At 57.7% G+C, this 14141-nt stretch carries 15 protein-coding genes and 1 pseudogene; 5 read left to right on the top strand and 11 right to left on the bottom strand.

Annotated features, from left to right (window positions below):
- Window positions 1-17 precede the first annotated feature (17 nt).
- The 6 genes from K0F88_RS03080 to K0F88_RS03055 all read right to left on the bottom strand — a co-directional run bounded on the left by K0F88_RS03080 (window position 18) and on the right by K0F88_RS03055 (window position 6253).
- Window positions 18-605 (bottom strand): LysE family translocator, encoded by a 588-nt coding sequence (locus tag K0F88_RS03080; RefSeq protein ID WP_094467689.1) that lies wholly within the window; start codon window positions 603-605, stop codon window positions 18-20.
- Window positions 606-680: 75 nt separating this feature from the next.
- Entirely contained in the window at window positions 681-2189 is a 1509-nt protein-coding gene (locus K0F88_RS03075; RefSeq protein ID WP_094467690.1) for a tripartite tricarboxylate transporter permease, read from the bottom strand.
- 14 nt (window positions 2190-2203) lie between these two features.
- Window positions 2204-2698, bottom strand: coding sequence for a tripartite tricarboxylate transporter TctB family protein (locus K0F88_RS03070; protein ID WP_094467691.1), 495 nt, complete (start codon window positions 2696-2698; stop codon window positions 2204-2206).
- The gene (locus K0F88_RS03065) at window positions 2695-3666 is read right to left on the bottom strand and encodes a tripartite tricarboxylate transporter substrate binding protein (RefSeq protein ID WP_094467692.1); all 972 of its coding nucleotides are present in this window, start codon (window positions 3664-3666) and stop codon (window positions 2695-2697) included. Before K0F88_RS03065 ends, K0F88_RS03070 begins: the two co-directional genes overlap by 4 nt.
- A 124-nt stretch (window positions 3667-3790) precedes the next feature.
- Window positions 3791-4861 carry a sterol desaturase family protein gene (locus tag K0F88_RS03060; RefSeq protein WP_219093945.1) on the bottom strand — a complete coding sequence of 357 codons (1071 nt, stop codon included), beginning with the start codon at window positions 4859-4861 and terminating at the stop codon, window positions 3791-3793.
- A gap of 60 nt (window positions 4862-4921) precedes the next feature.
- Window positions 4922-6253, bottom strand: coding sequence for a PLP-dependent aminotransferase family protein (locus tag K0F88_RS03055; RefSeq protein ID WP_094467693.1), 1332 nt, complete (start codon window positions 6251-6253; stop codon window positions 4922-4924).
- Between the two features lie 87 nt (window positions 6254-6340).
- Here K0F88_RS03055 and K0F88_RS03050 point away from each other — a divergent pair, with 87 nt between their 5' ends.
- Window positions 6341-7237 carry a DMT family transporter gene (locus tag K0F88_RS03050; RefSeq protein WP_219093943.1) on the top strand — a complete coding sequence of 299 codons (897 nt, stop codon included), beginning with the start codon at window positions 6341-6343 and terminating at the stop codon, window positions 7235-7237.
- 170 nt (window positions 7238-7407) lie between these two features.
- Here K0F88_RS03050 and K0F88_RS03045 read toward each other — a convergent pair whose 3' ends face one another.
- The gene (locus K0F88_RS03045) at window positions 7408-7767 is read right to left on the bottom strand and encodes a DUF6124 family protein (protein WP_219093941.1); all 360 of its coding nucleotides are present in this window, start codon (window positions 7765-7767) and stop codon (window positions 7408-7410) included.
- Window positions 7768-8256: 489 nt separating this feature from the next.
- On the opposite strand from K0F88_RS03045, the gene K0F88_RS03040 reads away from it, so the two are divergent.
- Window positions 8257-8877, top strand: coding sequence for a LysE family translocator (locus tag K0F88_RS03040; protein ID WP_219093940.1), 621 nt, complete (start codon window positions 8257-8259; stop codon window positions 8875-8877).
- Between the two features lie 103 nt (window positions 8878-8980).
- Complete coding sequence (locus tag K0F88_RS03035; RefSeq protein ID WP_219093939.1) at window positions 8981-9337, top strand: hypothetical protein; 357 nt, start codon at window positions 8981-8983, stop codon at window positions 9335-9337.
- A gap of 209 nt (window positions 9338-9546) precedes the next feature.
- On the opposite strand, the gene K0F88_RS03030 is transcribed toward K0F88_RS03035, so the two are convergent.
- The gene (locus tag K0F88_RS03030) at window positions 9547-9909 is read right to left on the bottom strand and encodes a DUF6124 family protein (protein WP_094467695.1); all 363 of its coding nucleotides are present in this window, start codon (window positions 9907-9909) and stop codon (window positions 9547-9549) included.
- Between the two features lie 609 nt (window positions 9910-10518).
- Here K0F88_RS03030 and K0F88_RS03025 point away from each other — a divergent pair.
- Complete coding sequence (locus tag K0F88_RS03025) at window positions 10519-10923, top strand: DUF6632 domain-containing protein (protein WP_094467904.1); 405 nt, start codon at window positions 10519-10521, stop codon at window positions 10921-10923.
- A 473-nt stretch (window positions 10924-11396) separates the two neighbouring features.
- On the opposite strand, the gene K0F88_RS03020 is transcribed toward K0F88_RS03025, so the two are convergent.
- The 3 genes from K0F88_RS03020 to K0F88_RS03010 form a co-directional block, all read right to left on the bottom strand.
- The gene (locus tag K0F88_RS03020) at window positions 11397-12398 is read right to left on the bottom strand and encodes a hypothetical protein (protein ID WP_219093938.1); all 1002 of its coding nucleotides are present in this window, start codon (window positions 12396-12398) and stop codon (window positions 11397-11399) included.
- A 301-nt stretch (window positions 12399-12699) separates the two neighbouring features.
- The gene (locus K0F88_RS03015; RefSeq protein ID WP_094467958.1) at window positions 12700-13062 is read right to left on the bottom strand and encodes a DUF6463 family protein; all 363 of its coding nucleotides are present in this window, start codon (window positions 13060-13062) and stop codon (window positions 12700-12702) included.
- Window positions 13063-13279: 217 nt separating this feature from the next.
- Window positions 13280-13552 (bottom strand): hypothetical protein, encoded by a 273-nt coding sequence (locus K0F88_RS03010; protein WP_219093937.1) that lies wholly within the window; start codon window positions 13550-13552, stop codon window positions 13280-13282.
- A 398-nt stretch (window positions 13553-13950) separates the two neighbouring features.
- Here K0F88_RS03010 and K0F88_RS03005 point away from each other — a divergent pair.
- Window positions 13951-14139: pseudogene (locus K0F88_RS03005) on the top strand (LysE family translocator); the annotation flags it as partial.
- Between the last annotated feature and the right edge of the window lie 2 nt (window positions 14140-14141).

The raw sequence follows: 14141 nt of genomic DNA, 5'->3' as shown, positions 1-14141 counted from the left end.
GGTGAGTTGACTGGGGGCTAGGAAACCAGCAGATACACGGCACTTGCTCCCAGCAATAGCGCCATGACCCGGTTGAACCAGCGCATGCCTGCCGGGTTATTCAGATAGCCCTGCAGGAATGTTCCGGCATACGCCCAGCACCCCACCGACACGTAGCAAATCACCAGATACACCGCCGCAAACTGCCAGACCAACCGCGCCTCGCCGTCCGCGACGAAGGCGCCCATACCCGCGACACACGCCAGCCAGGCTTTCGGGTTGAGCCATTGCATCACCGCGCCGTACAGCATCGACGGTGCCCGACGCGACTCTTTCGCGTCGATCCGACCATCGTCCGCCGCAAGCTTCCAGGCCATGAACAACAGAAACGCCACGCCCGCCAGTTGCACCACCCGCGTCAGCGCGGGCCAAAGGCGCAACACCTCATGCAGCCCCAGGCCCATCAACACCAGCAACAACACAAAGCCCAACGTGGCCCCGGCCACATGCCACTGACTGGCGCGAAAACCGAACTGCGCCCCCGAACTCAACGCGACAATGTTCACCGGCCCCGGTGTTATCGACGCCACCAGGGCAAATGTCGCCATGGAGATAATCAGACTCATCGCACACCTTCTTCAATTCAGGAAATCAGCGCCCAAGGTACTGAGCGCCCTGTCCTGCGTATTGAAGAAAACTGCCTAATCGTCCTCATGCAACTTGATGCCACGAGCGTGCAGCAGATGCGGCACGATCAACACCAACAGGGTCAGCGCGAGGAATGACGCGGCAATGGGTTGCGTCAGAAAAATCATCCAGTCTCCTTCGCTGATGGACAACGCGTTGCGCAACTGCTTTTCCGCCATCGGCCCCAGCAGCATGCCTACGATCACCGGCGCGACGGGGAAATCGAAGCGCCGCATCAGCACCCCGCCCCAACCGATGGCCAGCATCAGCAGCAGGTCGAATGAAGAGTGGCGCATGCCGTACACGCCGATGGTGGCGAACACCAGAATGCCGGCGTTCAGGTACGGTCGGGGAATCTGCAACAACTTGACCCACAACCCCACCAGCGGCAGGTTCAACACCAGCAGGATGACGTTACCGATGTACAGCGAGGCGACAAGAGTCCAGACCAGATCGCCCGAGGTCTGAAACAACATCGGCCCCGGCTGCAGGTTGTAGTTCTGGAACGCGGCCAAGAGGATTGCCGCAGTCGCCGAGGTCGGAATGCCGAGCGTCAGCAGCGGCACCAGGGACCCTGTGGCGCTGGCATTGTTGGCCGCCTCGGGACCGGCAACCCCTTCGATGGCGCCCTCGCCCTTGCTGCCTGCGAACTCTTTGGGAAACTTGCTCAGTTTGCGTTCGGCCGAATAGGACAAAAAGGTCGGGATTTCCGCGCCACCGGCCGGAATCGAGCCAAAAGGAAAACCGATCAGCGTGCCCCGCAACCAGGCAGGGATCGAGCGTTTCCAGTCGGCGCGCGTCATCCACAACGACGTCAGCCGGTGCCGACCGGACGCCTCTTCTTTTTGATACAGCAGGCTGTACAACGCCTCGCCCACGGCAAACAAGCCGACCGCCACGAGCACCACTTCGATGCCGTCCACCAACTCCGGCACGCCCAGGGTGTAGCGGGCAATGCCCGAGGTCGAGTCGAGGCCGATCAAGCCGATGGTCAGGCCAATCCCCAGCGAAGCGAACCCCCGCAGCATTGACGCGCCGAGCACCGCCGACACGGTCGTGAAGGACAGCACCAGAATCGCGAAATACTCCGCCGGACCAAACTTGAGCGCCAACGTAGCAACGATGGGTGCAAACAGAGTGAGCAGGACCGTCGCGATGGTGCCGGCGACAAACGACCCGATGGCCGCCGTCGCCAGGGCCGGCCCTGCCCGTCCGTTTCGGGCCATGAGGTTGCCTTCCAGGGCCGTGACCATGGACGACGACTCCCCGGGCGTATTGAGCAGGATGGACGTGGTCGAGCCGCCGAACTGAGCACCGTAATAGATCCCGGCGAACATGATCAGCGCCCCGGTAGGGTCGACCTTGGCGGTGATCGGCAACAGCAGCGCAACGGTCAGCGCCGGTCCGATCCCCGGCAAGACGCCGATGGCCGTGCCGAGCAAACAACCGATGAACCCCCACATCAAATTGATTGGCGTCAGCGCGGCGGCAAAACCGATGGCCAGGCTAGAGAGAATATCCACCGTGTTTTATCTCCTCAGATCCAGGCGTTGATCAGGGGCGGAAGAGAAACCCCGAGCCCGGCGTTGAACAGCCAGTAAATCGGCAGCGTCAGGGCAATGCCGATGGCCAGGTCGCGCACCGGGCGGCGACTGCCAAACCCTCGCGCCGAACAGACGAATAACAACCCGGCCGCCAGTACGAACCCGATGAGGTTGATCAACACCGCCACACCCACCAACCCCGCAGTCACCCAGGCAGCCCCGAGTTTGCCGCCCGGCAGCGCTTTGGCAGACTCGTCCTCATGATCGGCCAGCTCGCGAAAACCTCCGGTGACGGCCTGATAGCACAGCAACAGACCAACCACGCCGAGGAACACCGCTAATGCGTAGGGATAGACGTGAGCGCCGAGAATGACGAACCCCATCTCCTCGGGAAAGCGGTAGGCGCCGAGCGCCAACACTGTACTGATGGCGACCACACCGAGGCCGATCGCCAGTTGCACCGGCAGGATTTTACGAGTCTGGTTCATTTCGCAATCAACCCGACCTCGACCAGCATCGCACGCAGCCGCACGTGTTCTTCGTCGACGAATTTGCCGAACTCATCGCCTGTCAGCACGTTGGGGGCCCATTTATTTTTCTCGACATTAGCTTTCCAGCCGTTGCTTTCGGCAGCGGCGAGCACGGCGTCAGTCACTTCCTTGCGCTGCTCGGGGGTGAGCCCACCCGCACCGTAAACACCCCGCCAGTTGCCGATAATCACGTCGTAGCCACTCTCTTTGAGCGTCGGCGCATCGATGCCGGCAATGCGCTCAGGCGCGCCAATAGCAAGCACCCGGAACTGGCCTTCGCGGATGTATTGACCCAGCTCGGCATAACCACCGGTGATCACCTTGATCTGGCCACCTAGAACCTGAGCAACCACCTCACCCCCACCCGCGAACGCCACATAGTTCACCTTGTTGACGGGGATTCCCATCTTACTGGCCAGATCGGCGATCCCGATGTGATCGATCGAGCCCTTGGAGCCACCGCCCCAGGTGATGCTGGACGGTTTGTCCTTGAAGGCTTTCAGCAAGTCCTCCAGGGTTTTGAACTCGGACTCCTTGCGCACCGCTATCACATTGTATTCGGTAAACAGCCGGGCGATCGGTGTCACGTCCTTCAAGGTAATTTGCGGCTTGTTCTGTTCAATCCCCGCGACCATGATCGCGCCGACCACCAGCAGCGCATTCGGGTCGCCCTTGGTGCTGTTGGCAAATTGCGCCAGCCCGAGCGTACCGCCGGCGCCTCCCTTGTTCTCGAAGGTGACTGATTTTGCAGCTTTTGCCTCGACCAGGGCTTTGCCCAGGTCCCGTGCGGTCTGGTCATAGCCACCACCGACCGAGCCTGGGGCCATGAACTTGACGGTGTCCAGCGCAAACGCCGGCGTAGTAAGCGCAGCAGCGGTGATGGCAACTGCAATGGAGCGGCTGAATCGACGGAACAAGGCGAGCATATGGAGTCTCCCGATATTGTTTTTGTGGGTGCCGATTGAATCTCGCTCAGGAGCAAACCCTGCTCACTGAACATGCGTCTGTGAACAAGCGTAGGCCATGCTTGTGTTTGACGACGCCCTTCGCTCAAGTGAATGCTTTACGAGATCCTTCGGCGGGCGACTTGGGCGGTGGTAAAGCGGCGGGAGCAACAGTTTGCGTGGGATTTTCCAAACGGATCTTGCGGGCGATGGCCACAAACGGCGTGACGATCAGGCTGTAGACCGTCAAGTAACGGTCGTGATCCTGCTCGCCGGTGCCGAAGCGGATGGCTTCCGGCGTCGAGGTGGTGACGTAGAGCGTTCCGAACATCCAGTCCCACAGTGACAGGTTGATACCGAAGTTCTTGTTGATGTGTCGGGGGGCGTCACTGTGGTGAATCTGGTGCTGCGCCGGGCTGTTCAGCACATGCTCGAACACCGGTCCGAACGACAGCCAGACATGGGTATGGCGCAGGTTGGCGGCGAAACCGTTGAGGATCAGCACCAGCCAGGTCACGCCAAACAAGGTGTAACGGCTGATCTCGCCGCCACAGGCGTACCAGAAGACCCCGGCAAAGGCGGCGATGCAGACCGTATTCGTCAGTTTCTCGACAACTTTTTCCACAAAGTGAACCCGGCTGGCGGTGGCCGGCACCAGGACCGGTGCCGAATGATGGACCTTGTGGAATTCCCACAGCCATCGGGTATGAAACGCCCGGTGGCCCCAATAGTTGGCAAAATCCTTGACCAGAAACACCCCCAATCCATACAGCAGCGAGAGTGCGAGATGGTCCTCCACTTGCAGGCGCGCGCCCCACAGGTTGGTCAGGAAACGGACGTAGTCACCGGAGCGCAGGATGTATGGGTCAACGAGACCGACGATGGGCACCACCAGCGCAACTTTCAGGATGGCGCGCACTAAGTAGTAGCGGTAATCCAGCAACGCCGAGCGATGCAAGTGAACCCGAGTCCCGCCGATGAATTGCCCGAAAGAACGCGCATCGGTCAGCCCGCGGGATTTGCGGTAGCGAAACAGGCCGTAGGCCACGCTGTAGGAGGAAAAGAGAAACACCAGACCGAAACGGCCGTTCAAATCGAAGATGCCAAGAAACTGGTCGGTGACCGGCGTAATCACCCACAGAGACAGGTAGTCATAGGCAAGCGCAAGAACGTCCACGAACGGCTGCCCTCCGTAAACGAGAAGAAAGTGTAGATCACGCCGCCCGGAATGGCTGCCCTACGTATAAGCCCCCACCACCCGCTTCACTTTCTCCAGTGCCACGCCAAGCGCGTCCATGTCCACCGAGCCCAATGCCAGGCGGATCGCGTGCGGCACATGCACGGAGGTGGCAAACGGTTCGGCGGTCGATACCGCCACCTGCTCGCGCATCAACGCCATGGCGATCTGGTCGGCCCGTGCGTCTTCCGACAAGGGCAGCCAGATAAAGTAGGAGGATGGATGGCGCACGAAGTGCAGGCCGGCCAGGTGCTGGTCGGCCACGGCCTGGCGGGCCTGTGCGTCTGCACGCTTTTGCGCTTCGAGCTGGCTAACGGTGCCATCATCGATCCACGCACAGGCAATCGCCGTCATCACCCCGGGGGTATTCCAGGTGGTCGCCCTGATCGTGCGCTCCAGTGCGGGCACGGTTTGCAAGGGCGCCGCGACGAATCCAACGCGTAGCCCGGTGGCGACGCTCTTGGAAAACCCTGAAACGTACACCGTTCTTTCGGGGGCCAGTTGCGCGAGCGGTGGCAGTGAATCCTCAGCCAGAAACGCGTAGGCAGCGTCCTCGATGATGTGCAGGTCGTGCTGGCGTGCAATCGCCACCAGGCGTTCACGCTGATCGGCGGCCATCACCCATCCCAGCGGATTGTGCAGCGTCGGCATGGTGTAGACGGCTCGCACCGATCGGCTCCGGCAGAGCTTTTCCAGCGCCTCCAGATCCGGCCCGATGTCGGTCCCAGGAACAGGCACGACTTCCAGATGCAGCGTTTCAGCCAGCACCTTAAACCCTGGATAGGTCAAGGCGTCGGCCGCGATCACATCACCCGGTTGCAGCAACGCCATCAACGCCACCGTCAATCCATGCTGCGCGCCACTGACGAGCAACACCTGCTCGGCCTGTACCGTCAGCCCGCGCGCCTCCAGATGGCGCGCGACCGATGCCCTCTCGTGCAGGCGCCCCGCGTGGGGTTGATAGCGCAGATGGGACTCCAGGTCGCCGGACAACGCGAGTTGACGCAGGGCATTGCGCAGCAGATCGGCCTGCCCCGGCACCGAGGGATAGTTGAAGTTGAGGTCGATCATCCCTGCCGCCACGTTGGGCTGATGAATGCCCAGGCTGGGCGGCAGCGAAGTCTCCCGGACGAAAGTCCCGCGCCCCGTTTCGCCGCTGACCAGGCCCATGGCTTCCAACTCTGCATAGACCCGGCTGGCAGTGACCAAGGCCAAGCCATGGCTGGCGGCGAGCAAACGGTGAGTCGGCAAGCGCGTACCGGGAGGCAAACGCCCCGAGCGGATATCCGCTGCAAAGGCGTCCACCAGCGACTTGTACCGGGAGCGAGGCATAGGGAAATGTATCCATGACAATTTTTTGATTGTATCGATAGTCGGTCATACGATGCGCCTCATGCAACCCGACTGAGTGAATTCAAAATGGAACATACCTCGAAGCTGCAAAACCAGACCATGGAAAAGAACACCAGCGGGCTGATCAACGGGCTCATCGGCGTGCTGATCTTCAGCGGTTCGCTGCCGGCGACTCGGGTGGCCGTCCTGGAATTCGACCCGGTCTTTCTGACCGTCGCCCGAGCCACCATCGCCGGCGTGCTGGCGCTGTGCCTGTTGTGGCTGTTCAAGGAAAAGCGTCCATCGCGCCACCAGATGCTGCCCTTGGTCATCGTCGCGATGGGCGTGGTGGTCGGGTTTCCGCTGCTGACCGCGCTGGCACTCCAATATGTGACGTCCGCGCACTCCATCGTCTTCGTCGGCATGTTGCCGCTCGCGACCGCCGCATTCGGCGTATTGCGCGGTGGCGAGCGTCCCCGACCGGCGTTCTGGTGCTTCTCGGTCCTGGGCAGTTTGCTGGTGGTCGGGTTCGCCGTTTCCCAAGGGCTCACCGCTTCGCCGGCAGGGGACATCCTGATGCTGCTGGCCATCCTTGCCTGCGGCCTCGGTTATGCCGAAGGGGCGAAACTGTCCAAAACCCTGGGCGGCTGGCAGGTGATTTCCTGGGCGCTGGTGTTGTCGCTGCCGGTGGTGGCCCCGCTGACCTGGTGGCTGACGCCCTCTTCGTTCTCGGGCATCAGTGCGCCGGCCTGGTTGAGCCTGGCGTATGTGTCGCTGTTCAGCATGCTGATCGGCTTCGTATTCTGGTATCGCGGCCTGGCCCAAGGGGGGATTGCGGCCGTTGGGCAGCTGCAGCTGCTTCAGCCATTTTTTGGATTGGCGCTGGCGGCCACGTTGCTTCACGAGCACGTCAGCCTCGGCATGCTGGGAGTTACCGTTGCGGTGATTTTGTGTGTGGTGGGTGCGAGGAGGTTTGCGAGGTAAACCGGCGGTGCTCGGCGAAACCGGCCGGTCTTGCGGCCAACAAAAACCCCCAGTGATCGGCTGACCACTGGGGGTTCTTCGCGTTTGAAACGCACGAGTCGCTGGTATGCCACTTCGGGCCCTGATTAACAGCCAAACATCAGTCAGCCACTCACCACCGCAAGCAGCACCTACTTGGGCAGATCAATCTTATCCAACACCCGGTTCGCCGTGATCTCCGCCGTCATGATGCTGTTGGAAATACCCAGCAGCGCGTAGCGCGACTCACCCTCCAGATGATCCACCAACTGATGGACCATCACATCGACCGAGGCCAGCGTCTCGACCAAATACACTGCCAGTGTTTCGGCCGTGGCCTCAGGGTCTACGGAAAACAGGGTGCTGCGGGTTCGCGGGACGGCTTTGATGTCGGCATTCGACGGGAAGTGGAAGTCGAGAGCTCGCTCGGCGGCCTCGTTGAGCTTCTTTGAATCAGATTCGTATGGGGAAACCGGATCGGTGTCCGGCGGGTTTGGTGTGACTTTGAACATGGTGAAACCTCGTTTACTGGTGAAGCTGCCACGTTCGTTTCCAAGCGAAGGGGTGGCAGCTGTACGCGGGTTGGAAAACCAGGGTAAACGAGCCCGGCAGACCTATAAGGTCTCCCACGCACAGCCGCCATAACGCAATGCACATAGTGCGAAAAAATACGTTATGAAGAGGTGCCTTCGTGTCGTTTACCCGTCGAGTTTCCAAGCCCGACCGCTGAGTGTTCAGCGGCACGGAAACGATAGAACCAAGGGCTACGGCACACAAGCCGGCGGATTCTGGCGCAGCCGTAGGCAACGGCGCAAGGATTTGTAGCTTTCAGGAAGTAAACCCGATGACGCTTAAACAAGCGCTCTCAAAACCTGTTGAATGAACGGACGCAACCTCACCACGAGCAACAAAAGTGTACGGCGACTTGCGTCCACCGCTGTACGGGGAAAGCCCCCCGCCGTCCATGATAAAAATACCGCGATCGTTACCGGAGACCTGTCATGGACCTCGCCACGCTTACGCTGTTTCTCCCCGCCTGCTTCGCCCTGAACATGGCGCCAGGCCCGAATAATCTGCTGTCGGTCAGCAACTCGACCCGTTACGGCTACCGCATCTCCTGCGTGGCCGGGATCGGGCGGTTGTTGGCGTTTGCCGGGATGATTGCCCTGGCGTCCGCCGGGTTGGCGGTGGTGCTGCAAACGTCTGAGTTGCTGTTCTACGGCATCAAGATTGTCGGCGCGGCGTATTTGTTTTACCTGGCGTGGCAATTGTGGCGCGCCGATCCGGGGGCCGAGAAACCAGTGACGGGCGCATCGGTTGGGGTATTGGCGTTGGCGCGGCAGGAGTTTCTGGTGGCGGCCGGCAACCCCAAGGCGATCCTGATCTTCACCGCGTTCCTGCCGCAGTTCGTCGACCCGACCCGCTCGGTCACACCGCAATTCGCGCTACTCGGCGCGTTGTTCCTGATGCTCGAATGGATCGCCATCAGCGCCTACGCCTACATGGGCCTGCACATGCGCCGCTGGTTTGCCGAGCCTCGCGGCAAGCGGATATTCAACCGTTGCTGCGCGGGGTTGTTGTCGGCGGCGGCTTCGGTGCTGTTGATGGCGCGCCGTGCGTGAGTACCAGGGTTGACCGGATGCTGCGCAGGTTCAAACTGCGGTGCGGAAATGGCGCAGTCACATCACTGCATACGTTCGACGCAGAACTAGAGGAGCTGGCCCATTGGGACATCTGACAACTGCGGAACGAGCAAGCATCCAGATCGCGCTGGCAGAGGCCTTTGTAGACAGCGTTGTCGACTACGCCTCTATCGCAGAACGAATCCGGGGCTACGACTTAAAGGTCGTTGAAGACATCTTGTACACAGAGGTCGCGCCAGTGTGTTTCAGCAACCTTGAAACGCCCGTCCCTCCTGTCTGGACTGGTTTTAAGGATGAATGGTTGCTAAATGAAATAGCCAAAGAACTAAAAGCGCGAGAAAACAGTTGGCTACGACGTAGCTTCGACTTGTTAAAAGTTACATGGCTTCGCTACAGCTACGGTTACATCTGGAAGGCGCTCATGAAATTTCGTGCTTAACGAGAACGAGGCGATACGCAACATGTGACCGTGGGAGCATTTGACCGGCGATGAAGCCGGCCGGTCTTGCGGCCAACAAAAACCCCCAGTGATCGGCAAACCACCGGGGGGTTTCATCGCGTTTGAAACGCCGCAAGTCGCGGCTATGTCACTTCTGGCCCTGATTAACAGCTAAACATCAGTTAGCCACTCACCACCGCAAGCGGCACCTACTTGGGCAGATCAATCTTATCCAACACCCGGTTCGCGGTGATCTCCGCCGTCATGATGCTGTTGGAAATACCCAGCAGCGCGTAGCGCGACTCACCCTCCAGATGATCCACCAACTGATGGACCATCACATCGACCGAGGCCAGCGTCTCGACCAAATACACTGCCAGTGTTTCGGCCGTGGCCTCAGGGTCTACGGAAAACAGGGTGCTGCGGGTTCGCGGGACGGCTTTGATGTCGGCATTCGACGGGAAGTGGAAGTCGAGCGCGCGTTCGGCGGCTTCGTTGAGTTTTTTGGAATCGGTGGATTCGTAGGGGGAAACGTCGTCCGTTTCCGGGGGATTGGGTGTGGCCTTGAACATGGTGATGCTCCTTGATTAGTGGAGCCGCCACCGTTCGCGGTCAAACGAGTAGAGGTGGCAGCTGTACGCGGGTTGACCGACCGGAAATCAAGGAATCCGGCACACCCGAAGATGTCCCGCGCACAGCCACCGCAAAAAAGCCGAAGCTTTTTTTGGACACTGGTGCGCCTTGATTGAGTCGGACGGTCAAATCCGGACGCTGAATTGGCAGCGACCCGGAAACGATAGAGCCCAGGCCCAAGGCGCACAAGCCGGCGGATTCTGGCGCAGCCGTAGGCAACGGCGCAAGGATTTGTAGCTTTCAGGAAGTAAACCCGATGGCGTTTAAACAAGCGCCCGCAAATTCTGTTGAATGGACGGGCGCGCGCTCACTTTGAGCAATAAAAGGCATGGACGTAGCGATAGCTAATGAGTAGCTATGCTTGGTCTACCGCCGGAATTAATTGAGTAGATTGGGCTTTGCGTCCATTTTCATCGGTTACCCGACTGTCACAACGCCCGGGCTAGTCAGGCTAGACGACCCAACGAGGAAGTTATCTACCAAGCCCGTGAGGGTGTTATCACCCCACTTGAGTTCAATTTAGAGTCAGGCCCAAAGAGGAGTCCGCCATGACCGTAGTCGATCGCCTCAGGTATTTGCGCGTCGTTCTAGTGTTGGCTGGCCTCGCGTGCCTTGCTCTCTACCCACTTATGTTGTTCTGGCCGTCCGGCTGGGCCTGGCACGCCGGTCACTCGGACTACCCGATGATGATCGTTGGCATCTACGCCACACTTGGCGTGTTCTTGATCTTGGCCGCACGAGATCCATTAGCCAATCTGAGCCTAATCTGGTTCACCGTGTGGTCTAGCGCCGTGCACGGCGGAATCATGACCGTCCAGGCGGTCACCCAGCCGGGGCAAATGGGGCACTTGGCTGGTGACGTGCCGGCGCTCTTCATCATGGCGGTTGCCTTGGCCATCTTGACGCGCCGCTCGCAATTGGCCGCTCGGCGCCGGACACACGATGGGGCCTAAGAGCGGGTTTGACTTTCAGGATCGAGACGAAAATCTCGTCTCTACGCAAATTTTTGCGTCTGCTGATCAACCAAGCGCCGTCAGATTTTACGTAGCAACGCAGTCTTCAAGACTGTGCCCGCTTTTTTTCAGCCTGAGGCGTTTTCTACCTGTCACGACTGACCGGCTGGGTCGTCAGCTAACCTCTGTGACCGGCAACTATCGGCCGAGGCTGTGTAAAAACGTTTTTGAGCGCGACAGGTACTCAAAACCGGACTGAAATTCGCGCTTCTACGCGAAATCCACATCTGGCTGACGTGCCGATAAATTTCAGATTTAATGCAGACCCACGCACTTCAATTTTGGCGAAGCGTTTTTACACGCTCTGGGCCAAAAGCGCTCACTAACGCGCACGCTTGTACTTGGGGGGAACACCCGCTTTTGCGTTAGTAAAAAAAATGCACAGCGGGTCAAGTGTGACCTGCCGCGTATTGTCAGCTTTTTGTGTCACTAACGTTTCTTTTATATTTTTCAATAAGATGCTTGTCATTTGCGCTCGCATATAACCGCCTTATGGCGTCGTCCGTAACAGAGGCCTTACTACACTTCGTGCCGTACACCCCATACGGCACGACTGCTTGTTTCTGCTCGAAGCCGCGAAGGATTAGACGTATTATTTCCAAAGCACTCAAATATCTTCCAGCAATCTCGACGAGATCACGCGATTTGATATCTGAGATTATGTATCGGTGAATAACGCGATTTCTCAAATTATAGAGTTCATTCAAACTGTCGAAAGTCTCCAAATCAATTACTTGAAATTTTAAAGCATCTTCGAAGACCTTTCTCTCCATGATACCCTTTTCCCCATCTGCCTGAAAAAGGTATCTAGTTTCGATATCATCCGTCTTTTCCTCAAGCTGCTTTGCAATTACCAGGCTCAATCTTAAATATGCATCTATTTGATTCGCTGCAATCGCAATGATCTCAATACACGCCTCTGCGTCAATTGCTGTGTATAGAAGATCATGTGACGCCGCAAGAGATCCTGTGAATCGATCAAACTTATCGAGGTCAGCAGCCAGCTTACGATCACTCTGTGGCACTATCACAACCGAGTTTAGAATTTGATTCACGATCGCAAGCTGCTCAGCAATCCTTTTGTCGCCTTCAAGGTCCGCATCGTAGATATATTTACCTATCAATGTCTGATCATAATAAGCGCCGAAGAACAGATGTGTGCAAAAGTCGTAATCATCTTCCCTAGACTCCTTCCAGCTTAACTTTCTGACGCCATTTGGATTAGCTTTGGCGATGCTAGGAGCAAGCTCGCTCAACGGATAGCAACTTAGCTGAAAGCAGCCTATGGGATCTTTATAAGGTTGAAATCCGTAAGGCGACCTCTCTTCATAGTCGATAAGACCTGAGTTAAGGTACTGCCAATCGATTGGAACTTTAATTAAAAGTATCCCATTCGGCTCAGTCCAGTGTTTCATATGTGCCTCCCACATCGCATTTTAGTCGTTCCAAAAAACCTAACTTAACAGTTGGGAGGCAGAAATGGCCCGATTCTTTTGGGCACTTGTGCCGCATGACGCTATTTGCCTATGCGTAATCTCTTTAACCAGTTATTCCATGCGCTAGTCACGCGAGAAGGGCAAAAGAGAATCACGACAAAATTTTTTCCGAGAATACGAAGTCATCAACATCGTGTCTACGCTCAATCGTGGGCTGAGCGTTTCAGTCCATTTATGTCCGCTTCTGGCCGATTGCCTGTCGTGAAGGATGAACCGTTTGTCAGGCATACAAGCCATACCCTGCCGCGATGATCAGCGGAGAAACCAGAAGCGTTGCCCAGAATCCAGATTTTGGAACAGCAATGATGCAAATGATCGAGATCATCAGCACATAGATGCCAACAATTTTAAGTAGCGCGAGATCGCCAACGGCTACGGCGTGGATCGCTGTCTGCCCTGCGAGCATAAAAAGCGGCCCCAGCATGGTAAACCAGAGGGCTGCACGCCGATCTTCGTGCGCCCTGAACTGGTCAACGAAGCCAGCATTTACAGCGGCGGCGAATGCTGCTTTGAACTTGAGAATACCGAATGGAATATGGAGCACGCCCAAGGAGAACAGGGTCCATGCGACGATGTTTGACATGTCTTATATGCTCCGTAACGGTAAGGTGGTTTAGAAGTGGTCACGGCAAATGCGACATTGTTCAGGGAGAAACGCAGCATGGATGACGGCAAGGACTGCAGCCCTCGAACGAAGCTATCCATTTGCCATCACCGTGTCCACCGTCCACTTTTGGCCGATTTCTGCCTGTCACGACCGGCTGAAACCGCCCCATAGCCGACATCGGCGGGACTTACGCTTAGCTGAATTGACGCTCATACAGGGTGACCTGCTTAGGAAACAGCTCGCCATAGAGAGGATGTGGAATGCCGAAAATGTTCACTTCGATGCACGGCGGCGAGAGCTCTTCGGAGTAGTCCAAGATGGCCAAGCCCGCACATGGAATTACCAGACCCGCTTCGGTCTGAACAGAAAGATCCAGAACGGTCTGGTCTTGATGGTTCGTGGAGCACTGGTTCTGAATTGCTGCGTACCCATCGGCAGGTTCGAGTTGGCCGAAAGCAACGCCCATAGGGGGATCTCCGTAATCGAGCGCCGAGTAGCCCACTAAAACCAATCCGCTATAAATTGAGAATCGCATCATGAGACTGCCTGTTTTTTGTCATGCATTGAACCTAACCGCGGTATATCACTCGGCTAGTCCTTAAGCGAGGGTGAAGCAGTTGAGCGACCGCAATTGGCCGATTCTGTTGAAAAAGTCGGTGATCCAAAACTGCCTGATCATTGACCGGTGAAATCGCCTTTTTTACACACTGCTACGTGAAATCTGCGTCTGGAAACCTATGCCGAAAGTAAAAATTTCAATCTCGGACGCGTACTTTTCAGCTGCGGAAACCATGGCCGACTTTTTCAACAGCGTCGGCCGAAAGCAGCCCCTCCAGGCATGGAGGCATCAAACTAGGCCCCAGCAACCCCAAGGCGATCCTGATCTTCACCGCATTCCGGCCCCAGTCCGTTGACCCGACCCGCTCGATGACGCCGCAATTTGCACTGCTCGGCGCGTTGTTCCTGATGCTGGAATGGATCGCCATCAGCGCCTGCGCCGCAGGAACGGCATGTATAAGGGAGTTGGCAACCCGGGCGGGCATCCGTATATTCGG

This window comes from Pseudomonas sp. UMAB-40, from assembly GCF_900095275.1.
Taxonomy (GTDB): domain Bacteria; phylum Pseudomonadota; class Gammaproteobacteria; order Pseudomonadales; family Pseudomonadaceae; genus Aquipseudomonas; species Aquipseudomonas mandelii_B.
The sequence above is the reverse complement of the archived record's forward strand: the minus strand, read 5'-3'. Positions and strand labels throughout refer to the sequence as shown.

Excerpts from the sequence above, each read along its gene's own strand:
- K0F88_RS03050 (WP_219093943.1), top strand. The coding sequence starts at position 6,341 with ATGGAACATACCTCGAAGCTGCAAAACCAGACCATGGAAAAGAACACC.
- K0F88_RS03065 (WP_094467692.1), bottom strand. The coding sequence starts at position 3,666 with ATGCTCGCCTTGTTCCGTCGATTCAGCCGCTCCATTGCAGTTGCCATC.
- K0F88_RS03055 (WP_094467693.1), bottom strand. The coding sequence starts at position 6,253 with ATGCCTCGCTCCCGGTACAAGTCGCTGGTGGACGCCTTTGCAGCGGAT.
- K0F88_RS03010 (WP_219093937.1), bottom strand. The coding sequence starts at position 13,552 with ATGGGCGTTGCTTTCGGCCAACTCGAACCTGCCGATGGGTACGCAGCA.
- K0F88_RS03015 (WP_094467958.1), bottom strand. The coding sequence starts at position 13,062 with ATGTCAAACATCGTCGCATGGACCCTGTTCTCCTTGGGCGTGCTCCAT.
- K0F88_RS03030 (WP_094467695.1), bottom strand. The coding sequence starts at position 9,909 with ATGTTCAAGGCCACACCCAATCCCCCGGAAACGGACGACGTTTCCCCC.
- K0F88_RS03045 (WP_219093941.1), bottom strand. The coding sequence starts at position 7,767 with ATGTTCAAAGTCACACCAAACCCGCCGGACACCGATCCGGTTTCCCCA.
- K0F88_RS03020 (WP_219093938.1), bottom strand. The coding sequence starts at position 12,398 with ATGAAACACTGGACTGAGCCGAATGGGATACTTTTAATTAAAGTTCCA.
- K0F88_RS03040 (WP_219093940.1), top strand. The coding sequence starts at position 8,257 with ATGGACCTCGCCACGCTTACGCTGTTTCTCCCCGCCTGCTTCGCCCTG.
- K0F88_RS03080 (WP_094467689.1), bottom strand. The coding sequence starts at position 605 with ATGAGTCTGATTATCTCCATGGCGACATTTGCCCTGGTGGCGTCGATA.
- K0F88_RS03070 (WP_094467691.1), bottom strand. The coding sequence starts at position 2,698 with ATGAACCAGACTCGTAAAATCCTGCCGGTGCAACTGGCGATCGGCCTC.
- K0F88_RS03025 (WP_094467904.1), top strand. The coding sequence starts at position 10,519 with ATGACCGTAGTCGATCGCCTCAGGTATTTGCGCGTCGTTCTAGTGTTG.